Source organism: Pseudoalteromonas sp. BSi20311 (genome assembly GCF_000239875.1).
Lineage (GTDB): Bacteria > Pseudomonadota > Gammaproteobacteria > Enterobacterales > Alteromonadaceae > Pseudoalteromonas.
Window position 1 is genome coordinate 65565 of the sequence record NZ_BADU01000063.1, and the last position, 24290, is coordinate 89854.

General features: G+C 40.2%; 19 protein-coding genes and 5 tRNA genes. 4 read left to right on the forward strand and 20 right to left on the reverse strand.

Features of this window, described 5'->3' with window-relative positions:
• Window positions 1-128: 128 nt before the first annotated feature.
• The 9 genes from lon to P20311_RS06845 all read right to left on the reverse strand — a co-directional run bounded on the left by lon (window position 129) and on the right by P20311_RS06845 (window position 7034).
• Window positions 129-2489 carry an endopeptidase La gene (lon, locus tag P20311_RS06805; RefSeq protein WP_008111037.1) on the reverse strand — a complete coding sequence of 787 codons (2361 nt, stop codon included), beginning with the start codon at window positions 2487-2489 and terminating at the stop codon, window positions 129-131.
• A gap of 150 nt (window positions 2490-2639) precedes the next feature.
• A complete protein-coding gene (gene clpX, locus P20311_RS06810; protein WP_008111039.1) occupies window positions 2640-3923 on the reverse strand; it encodes an ATP-dependent protease ATP-binding subunit ClpX in 1284 nt (427 codons plus the stop codon).
• Between the two features lie 135 nt (window positions 3924-4058).
• Window positions 4059-4676: an ATP-dependent Clp endopeptidase proteolytic subunit ClpP gene (clpP, locus tag P20311_RS06815; RefSeq protein WP_008111041.1), complete on the reverse strand. Its 618-nt coding sequence runs from the start codon at window positions 4674-4676 to the stop codon at window positions 4059-4061.
• 159 nt (window positions 4677-4835) lie between these two features.
• A complete protein-coding gene (gene tig / locus P20311_RS06820; RefSeq protein WP_008111043.1) occupies window positions 4836-6140 on the reverse strand; it encodes a trigger factor in 1305 nt (434 codons plus the stop codon).
• Between the two features lie 355 nt (window positions 6141-6495).
• A tRNA-Pro gene (locus P20311_RS06825) sits at window positions 6496-6572 on the reverse strand.
• 56 nt (window positions 6573-6628) lie between these two features.
• A tRNA-Pro gene (locus tag P20311_RS06830) sits at window positions 6629-6705 on the reverse strand.
• A gap of 20 nt (window positions 6706-6725) precedes the next feature.
• Window positions 6726-6801, reverse strand: a tRNA-His gene (locus P20311_RS06835).
• 24 nt (window positions 6802-6825) lie between these two features.
• Window positions 6826-6902: transfer RNA gene (locus tag P20311_RS06840), tRNA-Arg, on the reverse strand.
• A 55-nt stretch (window positions 6903-6957) separates the two neighbouring features.
• Window positions 6958-7034: transfer RNA gene (locus tag P20311_RS06845), tRNA-Pro, on the reverse strand.
• Window positions 7035-7382: 348 nt separating this feature from the next.
• Between P20311_RS06845 and folD the strand changes: the two genes are divergently transcribed.
• Window positions 7383-8237: a bifunctional methylenetetrahydrofolate dehydrogenase/methenyltetrahydrofolate cyclohydrolase FolD gene (gene folD, locus P20311_RS06850; protein WP_008111045.1), complete on the forward strand. Its 855-nt coding sequence runs from the start codon at window positions 7383-7385 to the stop codon at window positions 8235-8237.
• Between the two features lie 31 nt (window positions 8238-8268).
• On the opposite strand, the gene P20311_RS06855 is transcribed toward folD, so the two are convergent.
• The gene (locus P20311_RS06855; RefSeq protein ID WP_008111047.1) at window positions 8269-9165 is read right to left on the reverse strand and encodes an EamA family transporter; all 897 of its coding nucleotides are present in this window, start codon (window positions 9163-9165) and stop codon (window positions 8269-8271) included.
• 188 nt (window positions 9166-9353) lie between these two features.
• On the reverse strand, window positions 9354-10733 hold the full coding sequence (cysS, locus tag P20311_RS06860; protein WP_008111049.1) for a cysteine--tRNA ligase: 1380 nt from the start codon (window positions 10731-10733) through the stop codon (window positions 9354-9356).
• A 154-nt stretch (window positions 10734-10887) separates the two neighbouring features.
• On the opposite strand from cysS, the gene P20311_RS06865 reads away from it, so the two are divergent.
• Window positions 10888-11379: a peptidylprolyl isomerase gene (locus P20311_RS06865; protein WP_008111051.1), complete on the forward strand. Its 492-nt coding sequence runs from the start codon at window positions 10888-10890 to the stop codon at window positions 11377-11379.
• Between the two features lie 67 nt (window positions 11380-11446).
• The gene (locus tag P20311_RS06870; protein WP_008111053.1) at window positions 11447-12181 is read left to right on the forward strand and encodes a UDP-2,3-diacylglucosamine diphosphatase; all 735 of its coding nucleotides are present in this window, start codon (window positions 11447-11449) and stop codon (window positions 12179-12181) included.
• Window positions 12182-12323: 142 nt separating this feature from the next.
• On the opposite strand, the gene P20311_RS06875 is transcribed toward P20311_RS06870, so the two are convergent.
• The 3 genes from P20311_RS06875 to miaE form a co-directional block, all read right to left on the reverse strand.
• Window positions 12324-14138, reverse strand: a complete 1815-nt coding sequence (locus tag P20311_RS06875; RefSeq protein ID WP_008111055.1) for a sensor histidine kinase — start codon at window positions 14136-14138, stop codon at window positions 12324-12326.
• Window positions 14131-16359: an EAL domain-containing protein gene (locus P20311_RS06880; RefSeq protein ID WP_008111056.1), complete on the reverse strand. Its 2229-nt coding sequence runs from the start codon at window positions 16357-16359 to the stop codon at window positions 14131-14133. The genes P20311_RS06875 and P20311_RS06880 overlap by 8 nt, the downstream gene beginning before the upstream one ends.
• 203 nt (window positions 16360-16562) lie before the next feature.
• Window positions 16563-17333: a tRNA isopentenyl-2-thiomethyl-A-37 hydroxylase MiaE gene (miaE, locus tag P20311_RS06885; RefSeq protein ID WP_008111058.1), complete on the reverse strand. Its 771-nt coding sequence runs from the start codon at window positions 17331-17333 to the stop codon at window positions 16563-16565.
• Between the two features lie 197 nt (window positions 17334-17530).
• On the opposite strand from miaE, the gene P20311_RS06890 reads away from it, so the two are divergent.
• Complete coding sequence (locus tag P20311_RS06890) at window positions 17531-18130, forward strand: Yip1 family protein (protein WP_008111059.1); 600 nt, start codon at window positions 17531-17533, stop codon at window positions 18128-18130.
• 87 nt (window positions 18131-18217) lie between these two features.
• Here P20311_RS06890 and purF read toward each other — a convergent pair whose 3' ends face one another.
• From purF to truA, 6 genes are all read right to left on the reverse strand, one after another.
• The gene (gene purF / locus P20311_RS06895) at window positions 18218-19744 is read right to left on the reverse strand and encodes an amidophosphoribosyltransferase (RefSeq protein WP_008111061.1); all 1527 of its coding nucleotides are present in this window, start codon (window positions 19742-19744) and stop codon (window positions 18218-18220) included.
• Between the two features lie 18 nt (window positions 19745-19762).
• Window positions 19763-20257 carry a CvpA family protein gene (locus P20311_RS06900; protein ID WP_008111063.1) on the reverse strand — a complete coding sequence of 165 codons (495 nt, stop codon included), beginning with the start codon at window positions 20255-20257 and terminating at the stop codon, window positions 19763-19765.
• 227 nt (window positions 20258-20484) lie between these two features.
• Window positions 20485-21111: an SPOR domain-containing protein gene (locus tag P20311_RS06905; protein WP_008111065.1), complete on the reverse strand. Its 627-nt coding sequence runs from the start codon at window positions 21109-21111 to the stop codon at window positions 20485-20487.
• 11 nt (window positions 21112-21122) lie between these two features.
• The gene (gene folC, locus P20311_RS06910; RefSeq protein WP_008111066.1) at window positions 21123-22388 is read right to left on the reverse strand and encodes a bifunctional tetrahydrofolate synthase/dihydrofolate synthase; all 1266 of its coding nucleotides are present in this window, start codon (window positions 22386-22388) and stop codon (window positions 21123-21125) included.
• Between the two features lie 25 nt (window positions 22389-22413).
• The gene (gene accD / locus P20311_RS06915; RefSeq protein ID WP_008111068.1) at window positions 22414-23289 is read right to left on the reverse strand and encodes an acetyl-CoA carboxylase, carboxyltransferase subunit beta; all 876 of its coding nucleotides are present in this window, start codon (window positions 23287-23289) and stop codon (window positions 22414-22416) included.
• A gap of 163 nt (window positions 23290-23452) precedes the next feature.
• Complete coding sequence (gene truA, locus P20311_RS06920) at window positions 23453-24247, reverse strand: tRNA pseudouridine(38-40) synthase TruA (RefSeq protein ID WP_008111070.1); 795 nt, start codon at window positions 24245-24247, stop codon at window positions 23453-23455.
• Window positions 24248-24290 lie beyond the last annotated feature (43 nt).

Here is a 24290-nt window from a genome sequence, read left to right on the forward strand (position 1 = left end):
TTTTAAAGCTCACATGATTATATTTTTCTTAAGCCTAGGCCCGGCAAGGGCTAGGCTTGAAAACCAGTGCTTAACTTATCATACCGTTTAGATTTGAAAAGCCCCTAAAAGCACTTTTTTTGGCTTTTTTACTGCTTTTTCGGTGTTTCGACTGAAAAACTATCAACTGGATGTACTAAAGCAAGCTTCAATACTTCGTCAATCCATGTCACTGGGTGAATCTCAAGACCCGCCAATACGTTATCAGGTATCTCTTTTAAGTCACGTTCGTTGATTTTAGGGATCACCACCGTTTTAATACCACCACGATGAGCCGCTAATAATTTCTCTTTTAAGCCACCAATAGGCAGTACTTCACCACGTAAGGTTATCTCACCTGTCATGGCCACATCAGAGCGCACAGGATTACCCGTTAAACTTGAAACCAAACACGTAACCATTGCAATACCCGCACTTGGACCATCTTTAGGAGTTGCGCCCTCAGGTACATGCACGTGAATATCACGTTTTTCATAAAAGTCGCTATTAATACGTAGCTCATCAGCACGATTACGCACAACAGTCATTGCCGCTTGAATCGACTCTTGCATTACATCGCCTAACGAGCCGGTGTAAGTCAATTTGCCTTTACCTGGTACTGCGGCACATTCAATAGTTAGTAAGTCACCGCCTACTTCTGTCCATGCTAAGCCAGTTACTTGACCAATACGGTCGCCATCTTCTGCTTTACCGTAATCAAAGCGTTGCACACCGAAGTACTCTTCAAGGTTATCTGCATCGATAGTGACCGTTTTGGTGTCTTTTTCCATTAAGATATTTTTAACCGCTTTACGGCATAATTTAGACACTTCACGCTCTAAGTTACGTACGCCCGCTTCACGGGTGTAATAACGGATAATACCGATAATAGCACTGTCGGCAATTTCAACTTCTTTCTCTTTTAAGCCATTACGCTTAACTTGCTTTGGAATTAAATGTTCTTTAGCTATATTTAATTTTTCGTCTTCGGTATAACCGGCTAAACGAATAACTTCCATACGATCTAATAAAGGCCCAGGAATATTAAAGCTATTAGAGGTAGCCACAAACATGACATCAGATAAGTCGTAATCGACTTCTAAGTAATGATCAGCAAAATGGCTGTTTTGCTCAGGATCGAGTACTTCTAATAATGCTGATGCAGGGTCGCCACGCATATCCGCTGACATTTTATCAATTTCATCTAACAAGAATAACGGGTTTTTAACGCCCACTTTAGTCATGTTTTGAATCAACTTACCAGGCATAGAGCCAATATAAGTACGACGGTGACCACGTATTTCGGCTTCATCACGCACGCCACCCAGTGCCATACGAATGTACTTACGACCAGTTGAACGCGCAATAGATTGCCCAAGTGAGGTTTTACCCACCCCTGGTGGCCCAACTAAACACAAAATTGGCCCTTTAAGTTTATTGGTACGCTGCTGTACCGCGAGGTATTCAATAATACGCTCTTTAACTTTATCAAGTCCGTAGTGATCGCTATCTAGTATTTTTTGCGCGCCTGCTAAGTCTTTTTTCACTTTAGAGCGTTTTTTCCACGGTACGTTAATTAGCGTATCTATGTATGAGCGAACAACACTGGCTTCCGCAGACATTGGCGACATCATTTTAAGTTTGTTAAACTCTGCCGTGGCTTTTTCTTTCGCTTCGTTAGGCATACCTGACTCTTCGATGCGTTTTTTTAGCGCTTCGAATTCATCTGGCACATCGTCAATTTCGCCAAGCTCTTTTTGAATCGCTTTCATTTGCTCATTGAGGTAATACTCACGCTGCGATTTTTCCATCTGCTTTTTAACGCGGGTACGAATTTTTTTCTCAACTTGCAATAAGTCTATTTCACCTTCCATCAGCGCCATTAAGTACTCCAAGCGCTCTGTAACGCTTGATATTTCAAGTACTTTTTGTTTTTCAGGCACTTTTAATGGCATGTGCGCAGCCATGGTATCAGCAAGACGCGCTGGCTCATCAATACCAGAGACCGAAGTCATCACTTCAGGTGGGATTTTTTTATTTAATTTTACGTAGCCTTCAAACTGGCTCAATGCACTGCGAATAAAAATATCTTGTTCTTGTTCGTTTACTGAATCAGACTCAATAAACTGTGCATTGGCAACAAAGAAATCTTCGTTATCAACAAACTCTTCGATATTCGCACGCTGCGTGCCTTCAACTAATACTTTTACTGTACCATCGGGTAGCTTTAATAATTGAAGTACAGTCGCAATTGTCCCAACACGATAAATATCGTCTTTCTCAGGCTCATCTACAGTTGCATCTTTTTGTGCAACTAAGAAAATTTGTTTGTCTTTATCCATTGCCGCTTCTAGGCATTTTATTGATTTTTCACGGCCTACAAAAAGCGGGATCACCATGTGTGGATACACCACAACATCGCGCAGTGCTAGCACAGGGATTTCGACTCGATCGTTTCTCTCAAGCGTCATTGTATTTTCTCTTTGCACTTCATTTATTTAAAGATTACTCAAGTATATGGGGATAACCTAATTAAAGTTCAACAATTTTTGCCAACTCGATTAAATTAATTATAAAAAAAGGAGCCATTGGCTCCCTTTTTTTTACAACTTGCTCAGAATTTAATCTGCTGCGGCTTGTTCTTGATTACTGCTGTCATAAATCAAGATTGGATCAGACTCACCTTTAATAACGGTTTCATCAACAACCACTTTGCTAACGTTATCAATTGAAGGCAGCTCATACATAGTATCAAGTAATACACCTTCTACGATTGAACGTAGGCCACGCGCACCGGTCTTACGTTCCATTGCTTTGTGAGCAATAGCACGTAGTGCATCATCACGAAACTCAAGCTCAACGTCTTCCATACCAAACAATACTGAAAACTGCTTAGTAATGGCGTTTTTAGGCTCACTTAAAATTTGTACCAGTGCAGCTTCATCAAGTTCAGTCAATGTAGCAACAACAGGTAAACGGCCAATAAACTCTGGGATTAAACCATATTTTACTAAATCTTCTGGCTCAACATCTTTAAATGTTTCGCTTAAAGAACGGCTCGCTGCCGACTCTTTAACGTTAACACCAAAACCAATACCGGTATTTTTATGGCTACGCTGCTCAATAACTTTATCAAGACCAGCAAATGCACCACCACAAATAAACAGGATCTTAGAAGTGTCTACTTGCAGGAACTCTTGCTGTGGATGTTTACGTCCACCTTGTGGCGGAACAGAAGCAACGGTACCTTCAATCAGCTTAAGTAAGGCTTGTTGTACACCTTCACCTGACACATCACGGGTGATTGATGGATTATCTGATTTACGTGAAATTTTGTCTATTTCATCAATGTAAACAATACCACGTTGTGCTTTTTCTACGTCGTAGTCACATTTTTGTAAAAGCTTTTGAATAATGTTTTCAACATCTTCACCCACATAACCGGCTTCGGTTAACGTGGTGGCATCGGCCATAGTAAACGGCACATCTAGTAAACGTGCTAACGTTTCAGCTAGCAGTGTTTTACCACTCCCCGTTGGGCCAATTAATAAAATATTACTTTTACCTAATTCAACGTCTTGTTTAGTTGATTGGTTGCGTAAACGCTTGTAGTGATTGTAAACCGCTACAGACAACACTTTCTTCGCATGGTCTTGACCAATTACGTAGTCGTCTAAGTGGTTACGAATTTCTTTTGGCACAGGTAATTTGTCAGCGGCATCATGCTTAGGCGCGATGTCTTTAATTTCTTCCCTGATAATATCATTACACAGCTCTACACATTCATCACAAACGTATACTGAAGGTCCTGCAATTAATTTTCGAACTTCATGCTGGCTTTTGCCACAAAAAGAGCAGTATAACAATTTATTACTTTTGTCGCCGTCTGTAGGAGTGTCAGACATTCAGCTACCTCATTTTATTACGTTGGCCACCAAAATCTTGGTGGCTATTTTAATACGCTTTAACTATACCAAAATTTAGGCTTTTTCGCATAGTAACTCTCATTAGCAAGCATTACTGCTTGCTTGCAGGCATACTTACTTGCTACCGCGATTAGTAAATACTGAGTCAACAATACCGTAATCTACAGCTTGGCTTGCACTCATAAAGTTATCACGGTCTGTGTCGCGTGAAACAACATCAAGTGGTTGGCCAGTATGCTCAGCCATTAAGCGATTTAATTTGTCTTTAATAGACAGAATTTCTTTTGCGTGTATTTCAAAATCAGACGCTTGACCTTGGAATCCACCTAATGGTTGGTGAATCATCACGCGTGAATTTGGTAAACAAAAACGTTTACCCTTAGCACCACCAGATAATAAAAACGCACCCATGCTAGCCGCTTGGCCTACACAGATAGTACTTACATCAGGTTTAATGAAATTCATTGTATCGTAAATAGCCATTCCCGCAGTGACCGAGCCACCCGGTGAATTGATATATAAGAAAATATCTTTATCTGGGTTCTCTGATTCTAAGAAAAGCATTTGCGCTAAAATCAGATTTGCCATGTTGTCTTCAACTTGGCCCGTTAAAAAGATAATACGCTCTTTTAATAGTCTCGAATAAATATCAAATGAGCGCTCGCCTTTAGCTGTTTGCTCAACAACCATAGGGACTAATGCGTTTAGGGGATCTGTCATACCAGTGTTCATACTTATTTAATTCCTTATGCGCTTATACTTATTCTAAGAAAAGCATAATGATCATTTTTAGCTAATTAAGAACCACAAACTAAAATGGCCCGGGCACACTGCATAAACAGAGTAACACGAGCCATTTAATCGTTAGCGAGCGCTTAAGTCAATGACTTATTATGCACCTTGCTGTGGATTCATGATGTCATCAAATGCTTTTTCAACATCAGTAACAGTTGCTTTAGCTAAAATAGCTTCAACAGCTTGCTCTTCCATTGCTACATTACGCATTTGTTGCATTAGTTGATCATTTGCTTTGTAGTATTCTACTACTTCAGTTGGATCTTCGTATGCAGATGCTACAGTAGCGATAAGTGCTTCAACTTTAGCGTCATCAACTTTGATGTCGTTCGCTTTAATCACTTCACCTAATAATAGGCCAGTTTTAACACGTGTTACTGCTTGCTCATGGAACAATTCAGCTGGAAGCTCAGGCATATTTTGACCGTTGCCACCAAAACGTTGAGCAGCTTGCTCACGTAATGCGTCAACTTCTTGGTCGATTAATGCTTTCGGCACTTCAACTTCGTTTTGCTCTAAAAGACCTTTGATTGCTTGGTCTTTCACGTTAGCTTTAACCGCTTGGTCTAGCTCACGCGTCATGTTCTTTTTAACTTCTTCTTTAAGCGCTTCTACGCCGCCTTCGGTAACACCGAATTTAGTTGCAAACTCATCGCTTAATTCAGGTAATTCTTGCGCTTCAACTTTTTTCACTGTGATAGTGAATTGAGCCGCTTTACCTTTTAAGTTTTCAGCGTGGTAATCTTCAGGGAAGTTTACGTCAGCAACCACTTCTTCGCCTGCTTTTTTACCTACGATGTTGTCTTCAAAACCTGGGATCATACGACCTTGACCAAGTTCTAATGGGAAATCTTCAGCTTTGCCGCCTTCGAATTCTTCACCGTCGATAGTACCAACAAAATCAACCGTTACACGGTCGTTTGAGCCAGCAGCTGCATCAACGTCAGCCCAAGAAGCGTGTTGCTTACGAAGTGTTTCTAGCATGTTTGCTAAATCTTCGTCAGTTACTTCTACTGCTGGTTTTTCAACAGCAATTTTCTCTAAACCTTGAACTTCAACTTCAGGGTAAACTTCAAATGTTGCTGAGAACTCTAAATCTTTACCTGCTTCAAGTGCTTTTGGAGCAAATGTAGGTGCGCCAGCAGGGTTAATTTTTTCAGCAACAATTGCTTCAATGTAATTACGTTGCATTACTTCGCCAGCAACTTCTTGACGAACAGCTGGTCCGAAACGCTTGTTGATTACTGATACTGGAACTTTACCAGCACGGAAACCGTCGATACGCTGCGTTTTTGACAGTTGTTGTAAGCGTTTTTTTACTTCGGTCTCAACGTTCTCTGCAGGAACGGTGATGGTCAGACGGCGCTCAAGGCCTTGAGTCGTCTCAACAGAAACTTGCATGATTTACCTCAATATTCAATTTTGGCGACTGTTCGCCTTCATTACAAACAAAGTAATCTATAGGCGTCTTGATAAAATTCAAGCCTTAGAGCTTAAAAAAATCCGTCGCTACCAGGAGATACCATTGCTGCTCTGCCCTAAGGGCACTATATTTTTAAACAAATAGACGCGGCATTATAACCTAATATTTATGATAGTCGAGTGTGGGGGGCAATTATTTGGGGTAGATCAAGGCAGATAACGACTAAGCGAATAAAAAACAGGCTAATTAAATTACATAGAATGAATAAGGGTAGAAAAAGAGAATTTTGTGAATTAAAAAAGAAATCAGGTGTGTTTTACTTTAGGGGGAAAATGGTCGGCGATGCAGGATTTGAACCTGCGACCCCTTGGACCCAAACCAAGTGCGCTACCAAACTGCGCTAATCGCCGATATAGATATTTTCTCGAATACTTAAACTTAGGATTTAAGACCACTTATAAGAAAGTGGTCGGCGATGCAGGATTTGAACCTGCGACCCCTTGGACCCAAACCAAGTGCGCTACCAAACTGCGCTAATCGCCGATATTCTTTTTTTTGTAAATTGGGGTGACTGATGGGGCTCGAACCCACGACAACCGGAATCACAATCCGGGGCTCTACCAACTGAGCTACAATCACCACGGCATTACAGTGTTTTCAAAATGGCGCACCCAGAAGGATTCGAACCTTCGACCGACGCCTTAGAAGGGCGTTGCTCTATCCAGCTGAGCTATGGGCGCATCGAAAACTTCATAGTTCACTAGTAAGTTAAATTGTTATGAGTAAACATAAAAATGGTCGGCGATGCAGGATTTGAACCTGCGACCCCTTGGACCCAAACCAAGTGCGCTACCAAACTGCGCTAATCGCCGATACTTACTATTGCCTGCGAGTGACCTCGTTGACAACGGGGTGCATAATAGTGATTTGACCGGGTTAGGTCAAACGTTTTTTTAAGAAAACAAATCAATTGCTCATTTTTAGTTCATAATGGTCAAATATTACGATACAGGGATAAAATTTAAACTCTTTTTTATAATTCGGGGGGTTATAATTTAAAAGCAACTTGGCGCTCAACCGCTTTTCTGCGAAAATAGTCGCCATATTAAAAAATGAGTAAGGTGAAGGTCTTTTTCTTTATCGGCATTTTAACCCCTATATATGCATTCGTTTTTTAAATGTATCGGTATCAAGTTAATTAACCTAATTAAAGGTCACCCATGACGGCAAACATCATTGATGGTAAAGCAGTAGCAAAACAAGTACGTAGCGCAGTGGCTGAACGAGTTTCAGAACGTGTTGCACAAAACCTTAGAGCCCCAGGATTAGCTGTGGTGCTTGTTGGACAAGACCCAGCAAGCCAAGTTTACGTTGGTTCAAAGCGTAAAGCCTGTGAAGAAGTTGGTTTTATTTCTAAATCATTTGATTTACCCGCAGACACAACAGAGCAAGCGCTATTAGCATTAATTGATGAATTGAATGTTGATGGCGAAGTTGACGGTATTTTAGTACAACTTCCTTTACCTGCAGGCCTAGATGCAGAAAAAATTCTTGAGCGTATTACCCCGCATAAAGATGTTGATGGCTTTCATCCTTATAATATTGGTCGTTTGGCGCAGCGAATGCCTGCCCTTCGCCCATGTACGCCAAAGGGTATTATCACCTTATTAGATTCAACTGGCGTGCGTTACAAAGGTATGCACGCAGTGGTTGTGGGCGCCTCTAATATTGTAGGCCGCCCTATGTCACTTGAATTATTGTTAGCTGGCTGTACGACTACTGTTTGCCATAAGTTCACGCAAGATTTAGAAACCCATGTTCGCCGTGCTGACTTACTGGTTGTTGCTGTAGGCAAACCAGAGTTTATTCCGGGTGATTGGATAAAAGAAGGCGCAATTGTTATTGATGTGGGTATTAACCGTTTAGACAACGGTAAGTTAGTGGGTGATGTTGAATACGCTGTTGCAGAACAAAAAGCTGACTTTATTACCCCTGTACCTGGTGGCGTAGGCCCAATGACTGTTGCCAGTCTAATTGAAAATACGTTAGAAGCGTGTGAGAAATATCACAGCTAATAAATAAAAAATATAGTAATGAAAAGCCCGCTTAATTGCGGGCTTTTTGTATCATCATTCTTCGTTTTATTAAGTCCAAGCCTTGTGGCAAAACCGAAAACACGATCATCAATAACATAATTGCATATTGCCAACTTGCATACTGCTCGTTAATTAATATTCCGGCACATAAAATACCGGCAATTGGGTTGGCTATAGTGCCAAAAGTAAACTCAACTACTGACATTCGCCCTAATAACCAAACATATAGGATGTAAGCCAGAGCAGTATTAGGGACCACTAGCCAAAATAACGCCAGCCATTGCGTGGTATTTATTGTTGCAGTTAAAAATTGATACTGCTGAGGGGCAAAATAAAAAGCTTGAACCATAGCCGCAATTGCTAGCAAACTACCACCAATGATTAGCTGCCACGTGAGTACCGTCCACCAGTGTACTTTAGCCGTTACTTTTTTTACCAGCGTACTGCCTATCACAATAGTTAATAACGCCCCTATCAGCGCTAAAACCCCCAAAACATTAAGTGCTACATGTTGTGGATCAAATAAGCGCCATGCTAAAACCACTAAAGCAAGGGCACAAAATCCTTGCACCAGCGCTGGCTGTTGTCGCTTTACAAGCCATGCATATAATAATGCAACCACAGGGACAGATACCATTCCCACGCCTGCGATAGCTGCTGGTAGGTTAATTGCCATTACAAAAATAAAGCTAAAAAATAACGCAATATTAATTGTGCCGATCAGAAAAATGCCTGGCCATTGTTTAGCCGTTGGCCAAGAAGGTTTAAACAGCAACAACAATAAACCGGCAGGAAGTGCGCGTATGGCACCTAATAAGATTGGTGGCCACTCTGGGGTTGCGTACTTAGTCACTGCATAAGTCGTTCCCCATAAAAAAGCAGGGATCATGGCAAGTAAAATATTCATTAATTTTCCATTTTTAAATTGATGAATGCGAGTTTAAAACCTCAACTATGATTGAGGTCAACAGTATCAATTTTATTAAAAACATAATCAATTTAATGCAATTGATATAACCAAAAAAGGGTTACCCTATGGTAACCCTTGTTTTGTGATCAGCGCGTTATGGCTAAATCTGCCAAGGTCGACAAACCCTATGCTTTACGCCACGTTGTTTTTCCCGCTGAATCTTCAAGTATTACACCCAGTGCATTTAAAGCATCGCGAGCTTCATCTGCTGCAGCCCAATTTTTACTGGCACGTGCGTCATTACGTTTGACTATCAGTGCCTCAATTTCAGCCACTTCATCGTCGTTTTGACCGCCTTGTAAAAATGCCTCTGGTGCTTGCTGAGCAATACCAAGTATTTCACCTAAGCTGCGTAGAACAAAGGCTAAATGTCCTGCTTTTTCGCTATCACTTTCTTTTACTCGGTTTAGCTCTTTAGCAACTTCAAATACAACCGGTAATGCTTCTGGCGAATTAAAGTCATCATTCATAGCTTTTCTAAACTTAGCTACATACTCATTACCCTCAAGCTCACATTCAACTGGCTCAACACCACGTAATGCCGTGTAAATACGCTCAAGTGATGAACGTGCTTGGTCTAAGTTTTCTTGAGAGTAATTAAGCTGGCTGCGGTAATGGCCAGAAATTAAAAAGTAGCGAACCGACTCAGCATCGTATTGCTTTAATACTTCACGAACGGTAAAAAAGTTATCTAATGATTTAGACATCTTTTCTTTGTTCACTTGAACCATACCGGTGTGGATCCAAGTATTAACGTATTGGCCGTTGTTAGCACAGCATGATTGCGCAATTTCGTTTTCGTGGTGCGGAAACTGTAGGTCTGAACCACCACCATGAATATCAAAGTGCTCACCTAGGTGCTTTGAACTCATTGCTGAACATTCTATGTGCCAACCAGGGCGCCCCTCTCCCCAAGGTGATGACCACGATGGCTCCCCTGCTTTAGCTTTTTTCCATAAAACAAAATCAAGAGGATCGTCTTTATCTTGTGCTACTTCCACACGTGAGCCCGATTGCAGCATGGTTAAATCTTGCTGCGAAAGTGCCCCGTATTGCTCAAAGGTTGATACATCAAATAAAACGTCGCCATCGGCTGCAACATAAGCATGGCCTTTGGCAATCAAACGCTCAACCATAGCAATAATTTCATCCATGTGACCTGTAACCGTTGGCTCTACATCAGGACGCAGCATGTTTAAGCTGTCAAAGTCTTCATGCATCGCTTTAGTCATACGCACGGTTAAGTCGTTAATCGCCTCACCGTTTTCATTTGCGCGCTTGATAATTTTATCATCAACATCGGTAATATTACGTACGTACTTTAAGTCGTAACCTAAATGACGAAGATAGCGAACAATCACATCAAAACCCACAAATGTGCGTGCATGGCCAATGTGACAGTAATCATAAATGGTGATACCACACACATACATGTCGATTTTTCCATCGACCATAGGTTTAAATTGTTCTTTTTGGCGTGTCAGTGTGTTGTATATTTGTACCATTTAGTTGCTTTCCTTCACGATTAACAGAAAAGCTATGTTACCACTTGCTAAGCATGGGCTCTAGCGGTTTATAACAAACATAACATCTACTTTGTTAATCTGAGTCAACTACGATAAAATAGCGCCAATATTTAAACCAGCTATAGGAAACCTCATGGTTGTTCTACACACAAACTTTGGTGATATCACCATTAAAATGCACGAAAGCGAAGCTCCAAATACAGTAAAAAACTTTTTAGAGTATGCAAACTCAGGTTTTTATAACGGCACTATTTTTCACCGTGTAATTGATGGTTTTATGGTTCAAGGCGGTGGTTTTGCATCGGGCATGGAACAAAAAGAAGTAAACGACCCAATTGAAAATGAAGCGAACAACGGCCTATCTAACAAAGTAGGTACTTTAGCAATGGCGCGTACGCCTGATCCACACTCAGCTACAGCGCAATTTTTCATTAACGTAAATAACAACGACTTTTTAAACCACAGCAGCGAAACGTCGCAAGGTTGGGGTTACTGTGTGTTTGCTGAAGTAGTAGAAGGCATGGACGTAGTAAATAAAATCAAAGGTGTTGCTACAGGTAGCAATGGTTTTCACCAAGATGTACCACTTGAAGATGTGGTAATTGAAAGTGTAACTGTAAGCTAAAACCCCCTTATTCTTCAAAGAATACATAAAGCGGGTATTCACCCGCTTTTATTTAACTGGAATCACCATGACTCGCCAAACCTACTTTATTGCCGATTTACATTTGAGTGAAAATCGCCCTGATATTACAGCGGCATTTTTTAAGTTTTTACACTCCCATATTGTTCCTCAAAAAGTAGACGCCCTATATATTTTAGGTGATTTTTTTGAAGTGTGGGTTGGTGACGATTATGTTAGCGAACTATCAGCAGCAGTGGCAAAACAATTAAAAGCAGTTAGTAACTCGGGTATCCCCATTTATTTTGTACACGGTAATCGCGATTTTATCATGCGTGAAAAATACGCCAATATGGCAGGAATGACTCTACTCGATGAGCAAACAGTGATCGACCTTTACGGCACTCCCACTGTAATTTTACATGGTGATGAAATGTGTACTCAGGATATTGAGTATCAAAAGTTTCGTCAAAAAAGTCGTGGTTGGTGGTGGCCCAAATTAATGCTTGCTATGCCATTATGGTATCGAAAGAAAATAGCCCGTGATGCACGTGAAAAAAGTAAACTTAGTCAAGCAGACAAACCTATAGAAATACTTGATGTAGTGCAAAGCGCTGTATTAGAGACCTTTGCTAAGCATAACGTGGCTAATATGATCCACGGCCATACTCACCGCCCTAATGTACATACCTATGAAGTTAATAACCAAACCCTAACTCGCACTGTGTTAGGCGATTGGTATACTCAAGGTTCATATTTAGTGGTTACCCCTAATTCTCAAGAGTTAGTTTCGACCCCCTTGTAGGGCTTTTGGCCTTTATTGACTAATGGTAATGAGACTTTGCTGTTAAGTCAGGCAAGGTAATAATAAATTGTGTTTTAAAATAAGCATCGCTTTGTGGTTCTGAATGAAGTTTGATGTCTCCTTTCAAAACTTGTGTTACCCATTAGTGCACCATATATAAACCTAAACCGGTATTACCTTTACCCCGTGCGGTTGTATAAAAAGGCTCAAATATATCTGCTTTAGTGTCATTATTAACTCCTTTACCATTATCTGACACGCTAAGCCTTACGCTATTATTTGTCGCTTGCTCTACTTTTATTTCTATCACTCCCTCTTGCTTATCATCAAAAGCGTGATTTAACGCATTCATTACAAGGTTTTCGACCACCTGAGAAATAATCCCTGGCAAACTAATCACCTGTTTATTGAGCAAGAAAATAGTTTTCACTTTTATCGGTGAATTTTTTAATCTGGAGTTTAATGACAATAATAGCTCTTCAATAATTTTTTCAATATCACATGCAATAAATTCATCATTGTGGCGATCAATGGCCATTTTTTTAAAACTTTTCACTAATACAGCGGTTTTATTTAAGTTAATTTTAGCCAGCGCTAGATTCTCACCAATACTGGTTGTTGTTTCCTCTAGCGTTGATTTAGTCAGCCCTTGCTTAATCGCTGCATTTAATTTACTCAATGCCATATCTGCATTAGAAACAGAAATAACGGCTCCGCCAATAGGCGTATTCATTTCATGAGCAACACCTGCCACGAGCAACCCTAATGAAGATAGTTTTTGTGCTTCTATTAATCCTTCTTGTAGCTGTTGTTGCTGCTTTATAGTGGCATCAAGCTCTCGGTTCACTATATCTAGTTCTATCTTTTCTATATGTAATTTATGCGAGAGGGTTAACAACTTATTTTGAAACTTATACTCACGATAAATAAAACCAAAACTAATTAAACACAGTAAGCCACTACACAACAACGCTAACTGTAAGGCTACACTTTGTGCAGATATTAGCGATTCATCTGGACTACTTACAAGAATAATTAACTCTTTATCAGTGTCACTAATTCTGCCTTTATTCTCACGCAATGAAAAAATAGAAAAACGACGGTAAGTATAAAGACCATTATTGAAAAAATGTGACCCATATTCTACTTTGCCATCAATAATTTGCTGCCAAAGATCTGGTTTTTTTAAAGCGAGTGTTTGCTCATTGTTACCATACATAAACCCCCACTCTAAGTTTGCATCACTATTTAATAACCAAAAACCATCATGGTTTAAAATGCTGATCAAAGTACCCTCTTGGTTGTAACTCTTAATCTGACTAAACAAGTAATCTAAGTTAAAGTTTACAACTAGCAAGCCATCTAATAGGTAGTTTTCTTTATTGGTACGGTAGGTTACGCGGATTGTTGGCTGAAGAGGCTTTACAATTTTGTTGCGTTCAATGTTTAAATCTATCTCTGTGGCAAATATATTTGGGGCACTGACCTGCATCCCTTTTAGAAAATAGTAACGGTTTTGCTTATTTTGTAAACCATCGGGCGCTTCAATTTCGCCAACACCATTCACTGCGTTAATGCGGTATTGCTCCTGGCCTTGTGTATCTAGCCAGCGAATTTGCGCGATATTATTAGAGAGAGCGGCAAAATTTAAAAAGTAGTTATTTATTTCATCTCTGCTTTGCTCTAGTTGTAAGGGCTTGTTTTGTTTATCACTTTTTAAAACCGACCCCTGAGCCAGAATACGAGTTAGCTTTTTAATGCTACTGAGTTCTTTGGAAAAATCACCACTGATAAGGACTAACTTTTCATCTTGCTTAGCTTTTATGGTATTTATTTTTTCTTGGTATATTTGTTCATATACTAGCCAACCAATAAATAAAGTAATAAATAAACTAAATAGCGATTTAACTAGCACACTTTTTTTTGAACCAATTGGCAAACCATTAACACTATTCATTTTTTATCACTTCATACTGCTTTAACCACACGAACAGCTCTTTTAAAAATAAAGGTTTAGAAAAATAATACCCTTGTGCTGTTGCACAGCCTTGTTGCTGTAACCACTTTGCCTCAAATTCATTCTCAACCCCTTCAGCAATCACCGAAAAATTAAATTGCTTTGCCAAAGACAGTATCATTTTAATCATGTACTGATTGTTGTCATTAAATTCAAGATCACAGACAAAGTAGCGATCTATTTTTATCGACGTAGACGGTATTTCATTAATGTGAGCCAACGATGAGTAACCAGTACCAAAATCATCAATACTGACTTTAATACCTAAATCAATAAACCGTTCAAGTGCTTCTTTAATTAGGCTGTAATTACTAATAGCTTGTGTTTCGGTCACCTCAAGCTCAAGCATAGAGGGCGAAATATCGTACTCTTCAATTTTAGTTTTTATCTGCTCAAAATAACTTGGCTCAACTAAGTCATAAGACGATGCATTAAACGCAACGGGTAAGTTGTAGCCTTGCTTTTTAAGTTGGTTAATCACTTCGAGTATTTTCTCAAAAATCACATGGTCTAGTTCATTAATTAATCCGGCTGTTTCAGCTAACTCTATAAATTCATCAGGGCGTACAAAGCTGCCATCAGCTCTTTGCCACCTAGCGAGCGCTTCAAAACCTGCAGGTTTCAAGGTTGATAGGTTCATTTTGGGTTGTAACGCCACCTCTAAACTTTTATTACCTATAGCCGTTCTAAGCTCAGCCATTAGCTCGTAGCGCCGAGTAATTTGATCTGTTTTTTCCTCGGTATGCTGAATATACTTAGTTTGGTTTACCTGTGAAGAGTTCAGACTCGACTCTGCCAGGCTAATCACTTTTTCCGGAGAGAGGTTTAAAGCTGCACTTAATTTTAATTCTAAAATACGCACATCAATGTATTGTTTTACCTGCTCGATTTCGAATTTTTGCTTATTTTGAAAGCAACTAATAGCCTCTGAAATATCAAAATCAACATTGACTAACATGCCAAATGCTCTGCTACTAACTAATGCTATGCGAGGGTCATACCTAGCAAAGGTACCAACAATACTTTGGTGCACTAGCTTCATTAATTTATTACAAAATTCATGACCAAAGGTAAATGCTTTTTCGTCAAACTGATAGATATCAAAAATGACTAATCGCGTTTTTAACCGCTCCTGCGCATTCATGTTTTTTATTTCACGGGTTAGCCAGTTACGGTTTTGTAAATTAAGTGATACGTCGGTATAGGCAAGCTCGGTTAAGCGATTTAATAACGAAATATTAGCAAACCCCGTACTCACGTTTTCACTAAATACCTTAAGTAAATATTCGTATTGCTCACTAATCGGGTTATCTGATTTTACAATGGTGATGTAATCAGCGCCTTGGTTATCTAGCGTTTCGAAAAAAAACACACTGTGGTTTTTTGAGAATATATGGCGACGCTCTTTAATCGCTTGTTTAAAGTCTTGTAGCATTTCTGCGGGCAGGCTAGTTTCTACTGGCTGCCCTTTAGTGCCACTAAAACAACCATGAGTAGAGAGTATTAAGCATTCAGACTTGGATCCTGCATTACTCGAACAAAAAATACCGCCCCCTTCGGTTATTTTTAAAATATTACTAATTTCTTTAAGCACAGCATAAGAAAAAGAGGCCATATCGTGCTTGCCGTTAATACTTCTAGATGCATCAAGCACCAGCTGTAAACCTTGCTTCGCTGATCTGATTTGTGAAATATATTCCCAAGTGCGCATGTTACTATTAACAATGGATTGCAGCTTCTCGGCAGATAGGTCTGATTTATTCCAGTACTCATCGATATCGAGCATTTTCATGATATCGCTCTCTGGTGCAAAGCCAGGTTGCCCTGTTAACAGCACAATACGCATTTCTGCGTTACCGATGACCTCTCGAATAGTATTTACTAAACGCAGGCCTGAGTCATCTTCCTCCATCACCACATCTATAAAGATAAGTGCAATATCAGGGTGCATGCTCAGCGCTAAAGCAGCCTCTGGCACAGAATTAGCTGTTAACAACTCATATTTATAACCATCCTTGGCTTTTAGCTCTTTTAAGCTGTTAACTAACGCGTTTTGATAATCAAGATCATCCTCAACGGTTAATATTTTCCATACTTTCAGATCTGTATCTGCTTGCTCTTCTTCAGCTGCAAATACAAATAATCCCTCTTTATTTTGCATATCTTCTCACCCAATAATAAATAAGGTATGGCTCTTTTATTAAAATGATTTCAAAGCCATAGGTAAAATTCTTAAATAAATTAGTAGTTATTTCAATATTAGAAGAGGGTATTGGATGTGTCTAATTTAAACACAACGTTTAATTAGAAGGTAACTGCTACAGCTAATTACTTGACCGTAGCAGCTTCAGGTGAAAAAACGGGTTATTGGCAAACAGTAACGGGCACGCCACTGTGAAATTTAAAGTCTTCATCGTCTGATGTAATTAGTTGCGCTTCTATTTCAGCAAATTCTTTTACTCGCTCGGTAATATCAAAATCAGCAATGTCTTGAGCAAGGGTTAAGTAGTCTTGATAGTGGCGAGCCTCTGAGCGTAACAATGAAATATAAAAGTCACCTAAGCGTTTATCTACATGCGGGGCAAGCGCAGCAAAACGCTCACACGAGCGTGCCTCTATGTAAGCACCTACAATAAGTTTATCAACTAAGGCGTTGGGTTCAAACGTTTTAACATTACGCAGCATACCTTTGGCGTAACGACATGGGGTTATACTTTTATATTCAACACCGTATTCATCCATAATTTCCAACACTTGATAAAAATGATGCAACTCTTCTTTTATTAACATCACCATTTTATCAATTAAGTCTTGGCCATAAGGTGAGTTAGATTTAGGAATAATAGACTTTGTCAGTTTATTTTTAGCCGCTAAATCGCGCCAATTCCCTTCACGTTTATAAATAAGCGTTTCAAATGGTTTTAGCCACTCAAGCAGTGCATCACTGCTGTCTTTATCTACTGCATACTTACGAATTAAAAACATCGCACTTTGCGCTGCTTTTAGCTCACAAATTAAGTGATCAATTAATATGATGGGTAAGTTTGCTTTTTTGATTGCTTGCTCAACCCACTCATCGGGGGTGCTGCATAATAAAAAGTTATTAATGGGTTCTAAAAGTTGGCTATGTGGCACGCTGACTTCTCATTGCTAAAATTGCGATGCGGCATTTTAACATGAAATATTACGCTGAATAAAATAAACACACACCCTTATTACAAGCTCATGGTTAACTTGACTTTGTATACTTACTGAACCATAACTAAAAGGACTGTATAAAAACAAACCAATTATAACCAAACAGTAATTTATCCTTTTATGGAGAGCACGCAATGATACTAAATCACCTATGGGGCTTATACGCCCACCCACTCGAAGAATGGCAAACAATTGATAACCGTCACGAAAGCTTAACCTATAGCTTATCGCATATTTTACTTATCGCTTTATTTCCCTCTGCAATGGGATACTACTCATCGGTTTACTTAGGCTGGAGTATAGGCACAGGTAACCCAGTTTTTTTAACCCATGAAAGCGCACTGATGATTGGTGCAGCCATGTATGTTGCTTTAATTGGCGGTGTATTTGCGCTGGCCTATTTAGCCCATTGGATGGCGGTTACCTTTGGTGCTAAACCGACCTTTACCCAAACTATTGAGCTGGCAGCTTATACCGCTACACCGGTATTTATGTCAGCATTAGCTGCTTTTTGGCCTGAGCTGTGGTTTGTGGTGTGTGTTGGGTTAGTGGCACTCGCCTACTCAGTTTATTTACTGTATACCGGCGTGCCAATTTTGATGCACATTCCGCAGGAGCGCGGCTTTATTTATGCAAGCTCTGTCGTTACCTGTGGATTAATTTTACTGGTTATTATATTAGCGCTTACCGCTATGCTATGGACCAACGGCATTATCAGCCCCATGTTTACTTAAATATTCCTTTATCATAGACGCAAAAAAGGAGCTTAACAGCTCCTTTTTTATTGGCCTTGATAGTGCTATCAGGCTGACATTACTTTATTAATCAGATTCGTTTTCATCTTGATTATGTATTTCTAAACCAGATGACATTGCGTTTTCACGGGTGCTTTTAGCAGAATCGTTACGTAGCTTATCTATACGGTTTAAGTAATCTTGATCAATGTCGCCAGTAATGTACTGTCCGTCAAACACTGAGGTTTCAAACTTTGTGATCTCAGGATTTTCTTGGCCAACTGCGGCGATTAAATCGTTTAACGATTGGAAGATTAAACCATCAGCGCTAATGCTTTGGTTAATATCTTCTACTTCACGGCCGTGTGCAATTAACTCAGCAGCCGATGGCATATCAATACCGTACACATTAGGAAAACGTATTTCAGGTGCTGCTGATGCAAAGTAAACATTTTTAGCGCCAGACTCGCGGGCCATTTCTACTATTTGTGCTGAGGTGGTACCACGTACAATTGAGTCATCAACAAGTAGTACATTTTTACCTTTAAACTCACGGTCAATCGCATTAAGTTTTTGACGTACTGACTTTTTACGTAGCTCTTGGCCAGGCATAATAAACGTACGCCCAATGTAGCGGTTTTTAACAAAGCCTTGGCGATACGGTAAGTCAAGTACACGTGCCATTTCTAAGGCAATATCACACGAGGTTTCAGGAATAGGAATAACCACATCAATGTCTTTGTCTGCCCATTCACGTGCTACTTTTTCACCCAGCTTAGTACCCATATTTACACGTGCCGCATAAACTGACATACGGTCGATAGTTGAGTCCGGACGCGCAAAATAAACAAACTCAAAAATACACGGTGAGTAAGCCACTTTATCTGCACAGTTTAGAGAATGAAACTCTCCGTTTTCAGTGACATAAATAGCTTCGCCTGGGGCGACGTCACGAACAAACTCAAAACCGTCAGGCTTTAACGCCACGCTTTCTGAGGCAAACATGTATTCAGTACCGTTTACTGATTCACGCTTACCAAACACCAATGGACGAATACCGTTTGGATCGCGAAACGCGACAATACCATGGCCGATAATCATGGCGATAGTGGCATAACCGCCACTTACTTTATTGTTAACTTCAGTAACCGCGGTGAAAATGTCTTCAGGGTCTAATTTTAGTTTGTCTGATTTACTTAGCTCATGCGCCATGATGTTAAGTAAAATTTCAGAATCAGAGGTTGTATTAACATGGCGACGTGCCTCTGAAAATAACTGCTCTTTTAACGACTCGGCATTGGTTAAGTTCCCATTATGCGCAAGCGCGATACCAAATGGAGAGTTTACATAAAACGGCTGAGCCTCTGACGAACTTGAAGAACCCGCTGTTGGGTAGCGCACATGGCCTATGCCAATATTGCCTTGCAAACGTTTCATATGACGAGTGTGAAATACATCTTTCACTAGGCCATTTGCTTTGCGCAAGCTAAATGTATTGTTCTCAATAGTTATGATACCCGCAGCATCTTGGCCACGGTGTTGCAAAACGGTTAAGCCATCATAAATCGCCTGATTAACTGGCGATGTTCCGACTATTCCAACGATACCACACATGTAATTTATCCTCGCCGATTAACGGTTTACTGAATTTAAAAAGCTCGAGTTGTTTTCTAGGTACGAAAAGAACCATTCAACTACAAAGCCAAATTCTGGAATCAAAATAGAGTTGCCCCACCAATGCGTATTTGGCGCACCAGTAAAAGCATCAAGAAAGAAGAGTAACGCGCTCACGACCAACACGCCTCGAAGAGCACCAAACACCACACCAAAAACACGGTCTGTGCCGGATAATCCGGTTCGCTGTACAAGCTCACCTAAAATATAGTTTAGTAAACCGCCTAACAATAGCGTCGCAAAGAATAATATGGCAATGGCCGCTGCATTTCTTAAAAGGGGTTCAGAAATGGATGTTAGGAAGGAAGCTAAATATTGATAAAATAAGCTGGAGATGATGAAAGCCCCTGCCCATACCGCTAATGACATAGCTTCTTTAACAAAGCCGCGTATTAAACCGATGATGGTAGAGAGTGCAATAATGCCAATAATGGCGTAATCAACCCAGATCATAAGAACCAATTAGTCGCTAATTTTGGGCGCATTCTATACCTAAACCTCCCAGTGATGCAAGTTTAAGCGTGAGATTGCAGGTGAGTAAAAACATGCAGTTTTTAGATAAAAAATAGTGTGAAATATACAGCTAAAAGTAGGTGGAGATCTAGTCTTAACTTATGGAGTATAAGTTAGGTAAATGTGCAATATTAAGTTATGAGCACACCCACCTATTAGCAACTCAGTTATTTTGCCACTTCAAATTGAGTAACTTTACCGTTTAGTTTAGTTAGTTCTTTCAGCGCGGGAAGTTGGGACTGCAGCTCATTTTTACTTAATGACGGCCCTACAAATACTTTAGTTAACGTACCATTTGGCGTTTTAATTGGCCTAGTAAAGCTTTTAAAACCTTTCGTTTTTAGCTTTGCTTGCAACGCTTTTACATTTGCCGCATGAGAAAAACTACCAAGCTGAATGACATACGCCATACTTGTTAAGTTTTCATTGGTATTACGCGTAGCGTTATTTTGCTCGGTAGTGACTGTGCCTTGCTTTGTATCGGCTATGACCGCTTCAACCATTGCTGGCTGTGCAGTAACGTCAGTTTCAGCAGAGCTGTTTTGTTGCTCAAATGCAGCATCATCAGGCTGAATATCTTCAATTTCATCCTCTTTTAATGGTTCTGCATTTGCCACTTGCTGATCAATTGATTCTTGTAAATCAATGGTCTTGAACTCAGAGCGTTCTGGAATCGCTTTAAAGCCTTCTTTATAGTGCACTTTTTCACCATCGAGTATATTGGGAATAAACACAATTGCTGCGATCACCACAATACTTGTTCCGACTAAGCGATTAATAAAACCTGAGTTCACCGACATCCTCTCTATTTTTTAAAGTAATGAATAGCGCCAGCCACGGTAAAAAATGAGCCAAACACAATTAATAGTGTATTACTTGGCTGGTTTGGCAAAATAGCATCCAATGCTACCTCTACGTTGCTATAACCCTGTTTAAAGTAACTATTGGGTATGCTTGAAAGCGCCTGTTGTAGGTTAGTGGCACTATCGCCACGCGGGCCACCTAAACTCGCCAACGACCATTCATCTACTACATCAGCCACTTCTTTAAGCACACCGACTTTATCTTTATCAGCAAGCATAGCGGCTAATGCATGAATTTTAAAGCCTTTATCTTTATAGCTTGCTAACTTAGTTGCTAAATAGCGTGCAGATTCAGGGTTATGTGCCACATCGGTATACACTAATGGCGACTCACTTAATTGTTGAAAGCGCCCTTCTACCACTAAGTTGGCTATACACTGAGTTATTACTTCATCTGTTGGTAATAAATTTAACACCGATAAGGTCGTTAATGCGGTAGCCACATTTTGACATGGGATGGCCGGTTTAGGTAACTCGAGTTTATGTTCTTTAAATTGCCAACTAAAACTCTGCGCATAATCTTTAAAAATAAAGTCGCTGCCCGATAGCACCATATTAGCGTTAATTTCTTTGCCATAATCGGTCATTGTATGCGGGATATTTAAATCCCCAATAATTGCCGGGGTACTCTCTCTAAAAATTCCCGCCTTGTCATAAGCCACCAGCTCACGGGTATCACCTAAGTATTCTTTATGATCTAAATCGATGGTGGTGATCACACTAGCAAATGGGGTAACAATATTGGTCGCGTCAAAACGCCCGCCCAAACCCACCTCTAACAACACGTAGTCAACTTCTAAGCGTTTAAATATTGCCAACGCGCCTAAGGTGCCATATTCGAAATAGGTTAATGGTGTGTCACCACGCCCTTGCTCTAGCAAATTAAACGCATCGACATGGTATTGATTGTCAAGCTCTGCGCCATTAACGCGTACACGTTCGTTGTAGCGAACTAAATGAGGTGAAGCATACGTGCCAACACAATAACCTTGGGCTAATAATAATGACTCTAAACAACGAGCTGTTGTTCCTTTGCCATTGGTGCCTGCAATAAGAATGATTTTACTTGAGGAAGTTAAAAGCCCTATGTTGTTAGCAACACGAGCAACGCGTTCTAAGCCCATTTCTATATTAGCTGGGTGAACACTCTCTAAATAACAAAGCCAATCATCAAGGCTTGATGATTGGCTAGGAATTGTTTTTGTCATAGCATGTAATCAGTAAAGCTGAAATTTACGCTACTCTATGCTCTTGTTCCGTAGAAGGCAAGTTCATAAATTTTGCTAGGATACGTGCTAGCGTATCGCGCATTTCTCGACGGTCAATTATCATGTCGATTGCGCCGTGCTCTAATAAAAACTCACTGCGTTGGAAACCCTCTGGTAGTGTTTCACGCACGGTTTGTTCAATAACACGCGGACCGGCAAAACCAATTAAAGCTTTAGGCTCTGCAACATTAATATCACCAAGCATTGCCAATGATGCTGATACACCACCCATTGTTGGATCAGTCATTACAGAGATGAACGGTAGGCCTTTTTCGGTCATTTTAGCAAGTGCAGCACTGGTTTTAGCCATTTGCATAAGTGACATTAGCGCCTCTTGCATACGCGCGCCGCCCGATGCAGAAAAACAAATCAGCGGCATATTATGCTCTAAACACTGGTCAACTGCGTCAACAAAGCGAGCACCTACAACCGATGCCATTGAGCCACCCATAAATGAGAATTCAAATGCAACTGCAGCAACCGGAATACCTTTTAGGTTTCCTTTCATTGCAACCAGTGCGTCTTTTTCACCGCTTGACTTTTGAGCTGCATTAATACGATCTGAGTATTTTTTAGAGTCTCTAAATTTAAGCACATCTTTGGGTTCGTGTTGAGCGCCTAATTCATGACGGTCACCGTCATCTAAAAATTGTTCAAGACGCTTACGACCACTAACACGCATATGATGGTCGCACTTAGGGCATACATTTAGTGATTTTTCTAATTCTGCTTTATATAAAATTGAATCACATGACGTACATTTAGCCCATACACCTTCTGGAATTTCTTTACGACCTGAAGATTTAGTCGTTTTTGGTAAGATTTTTTCTAGCCAACTCATTTGCAACTCTCTTAATGCTGTTCTGTGTCGCGAGTCTACATGTTAACCATGCAAACAGATTTTTCCAATTAAAACATGAATTACGCTATCACGGTATAAAAAACTGGTCTTAGTAGTTAGCCCTACGAATAATAGCGTATAAAAATAACCACCTGATTACCTTTTAAATATCGGTATCGGCTAAAAACAATGGCCCCAACGGCGTTCTAGGAATGTTAAAATGTTCTGGGTAATCAACATCTACTAAATATAAACCCGCCGCTTTTGCTGTGGCGCTCGCTTTGGCACGCTCTTTAACATCTAGCAACTCTTTTAACCAAATTGGTTCATGTTTATGTAAACCGATATCCATTAAACACCCGGTAATATTACGTACCATATGATGCAAAAACGCATTGGCTTTAATATCAATAATGACATAAGCACCTTGGCGCTGTACCGATAAATGATGAATCGTTCGCGTTGCCGTATTAGCTTGGCAGTGAAGCGCTCTAAACGAGGTGAAATCGTGCTCACCTAATAAATATTGGCAAGCCTGCTGCATTTTCACTTCATCTAAAGGATGATGAAAATGGGTAACACCTTCATTTAATACCGCACCACGAAACGCATAATTATAAATCACATAACGATAACGACGAGCAGTTGCACTAAAGCGAGCATGAAAGTCTTCAACCACAGGCTGGGCAAAACGAATAGCAATGTCTTTTGGTAATAAGGTATTCATGCCTAATGTAAAGGCCACCATTTCACGCTCAGCATGGGTATCAAAATGCACAACTTGACCAGTGCCATGAACACCGGCATCGGTGCGCCCTGCACATACAATTTCAACCGGATGATTACAAATGCGCGACAACGCTTTTTCTACTTCTTGTTGTACGCTATTTACATGAGATTGACGCTGCCAACCACTGTAACGCGCGCCGTTGTATTCTACTCCAAGTGCTACTCGCATAATTGCTGCTTTACCTACTGTGCTAATCGACGCTGCATTTTAT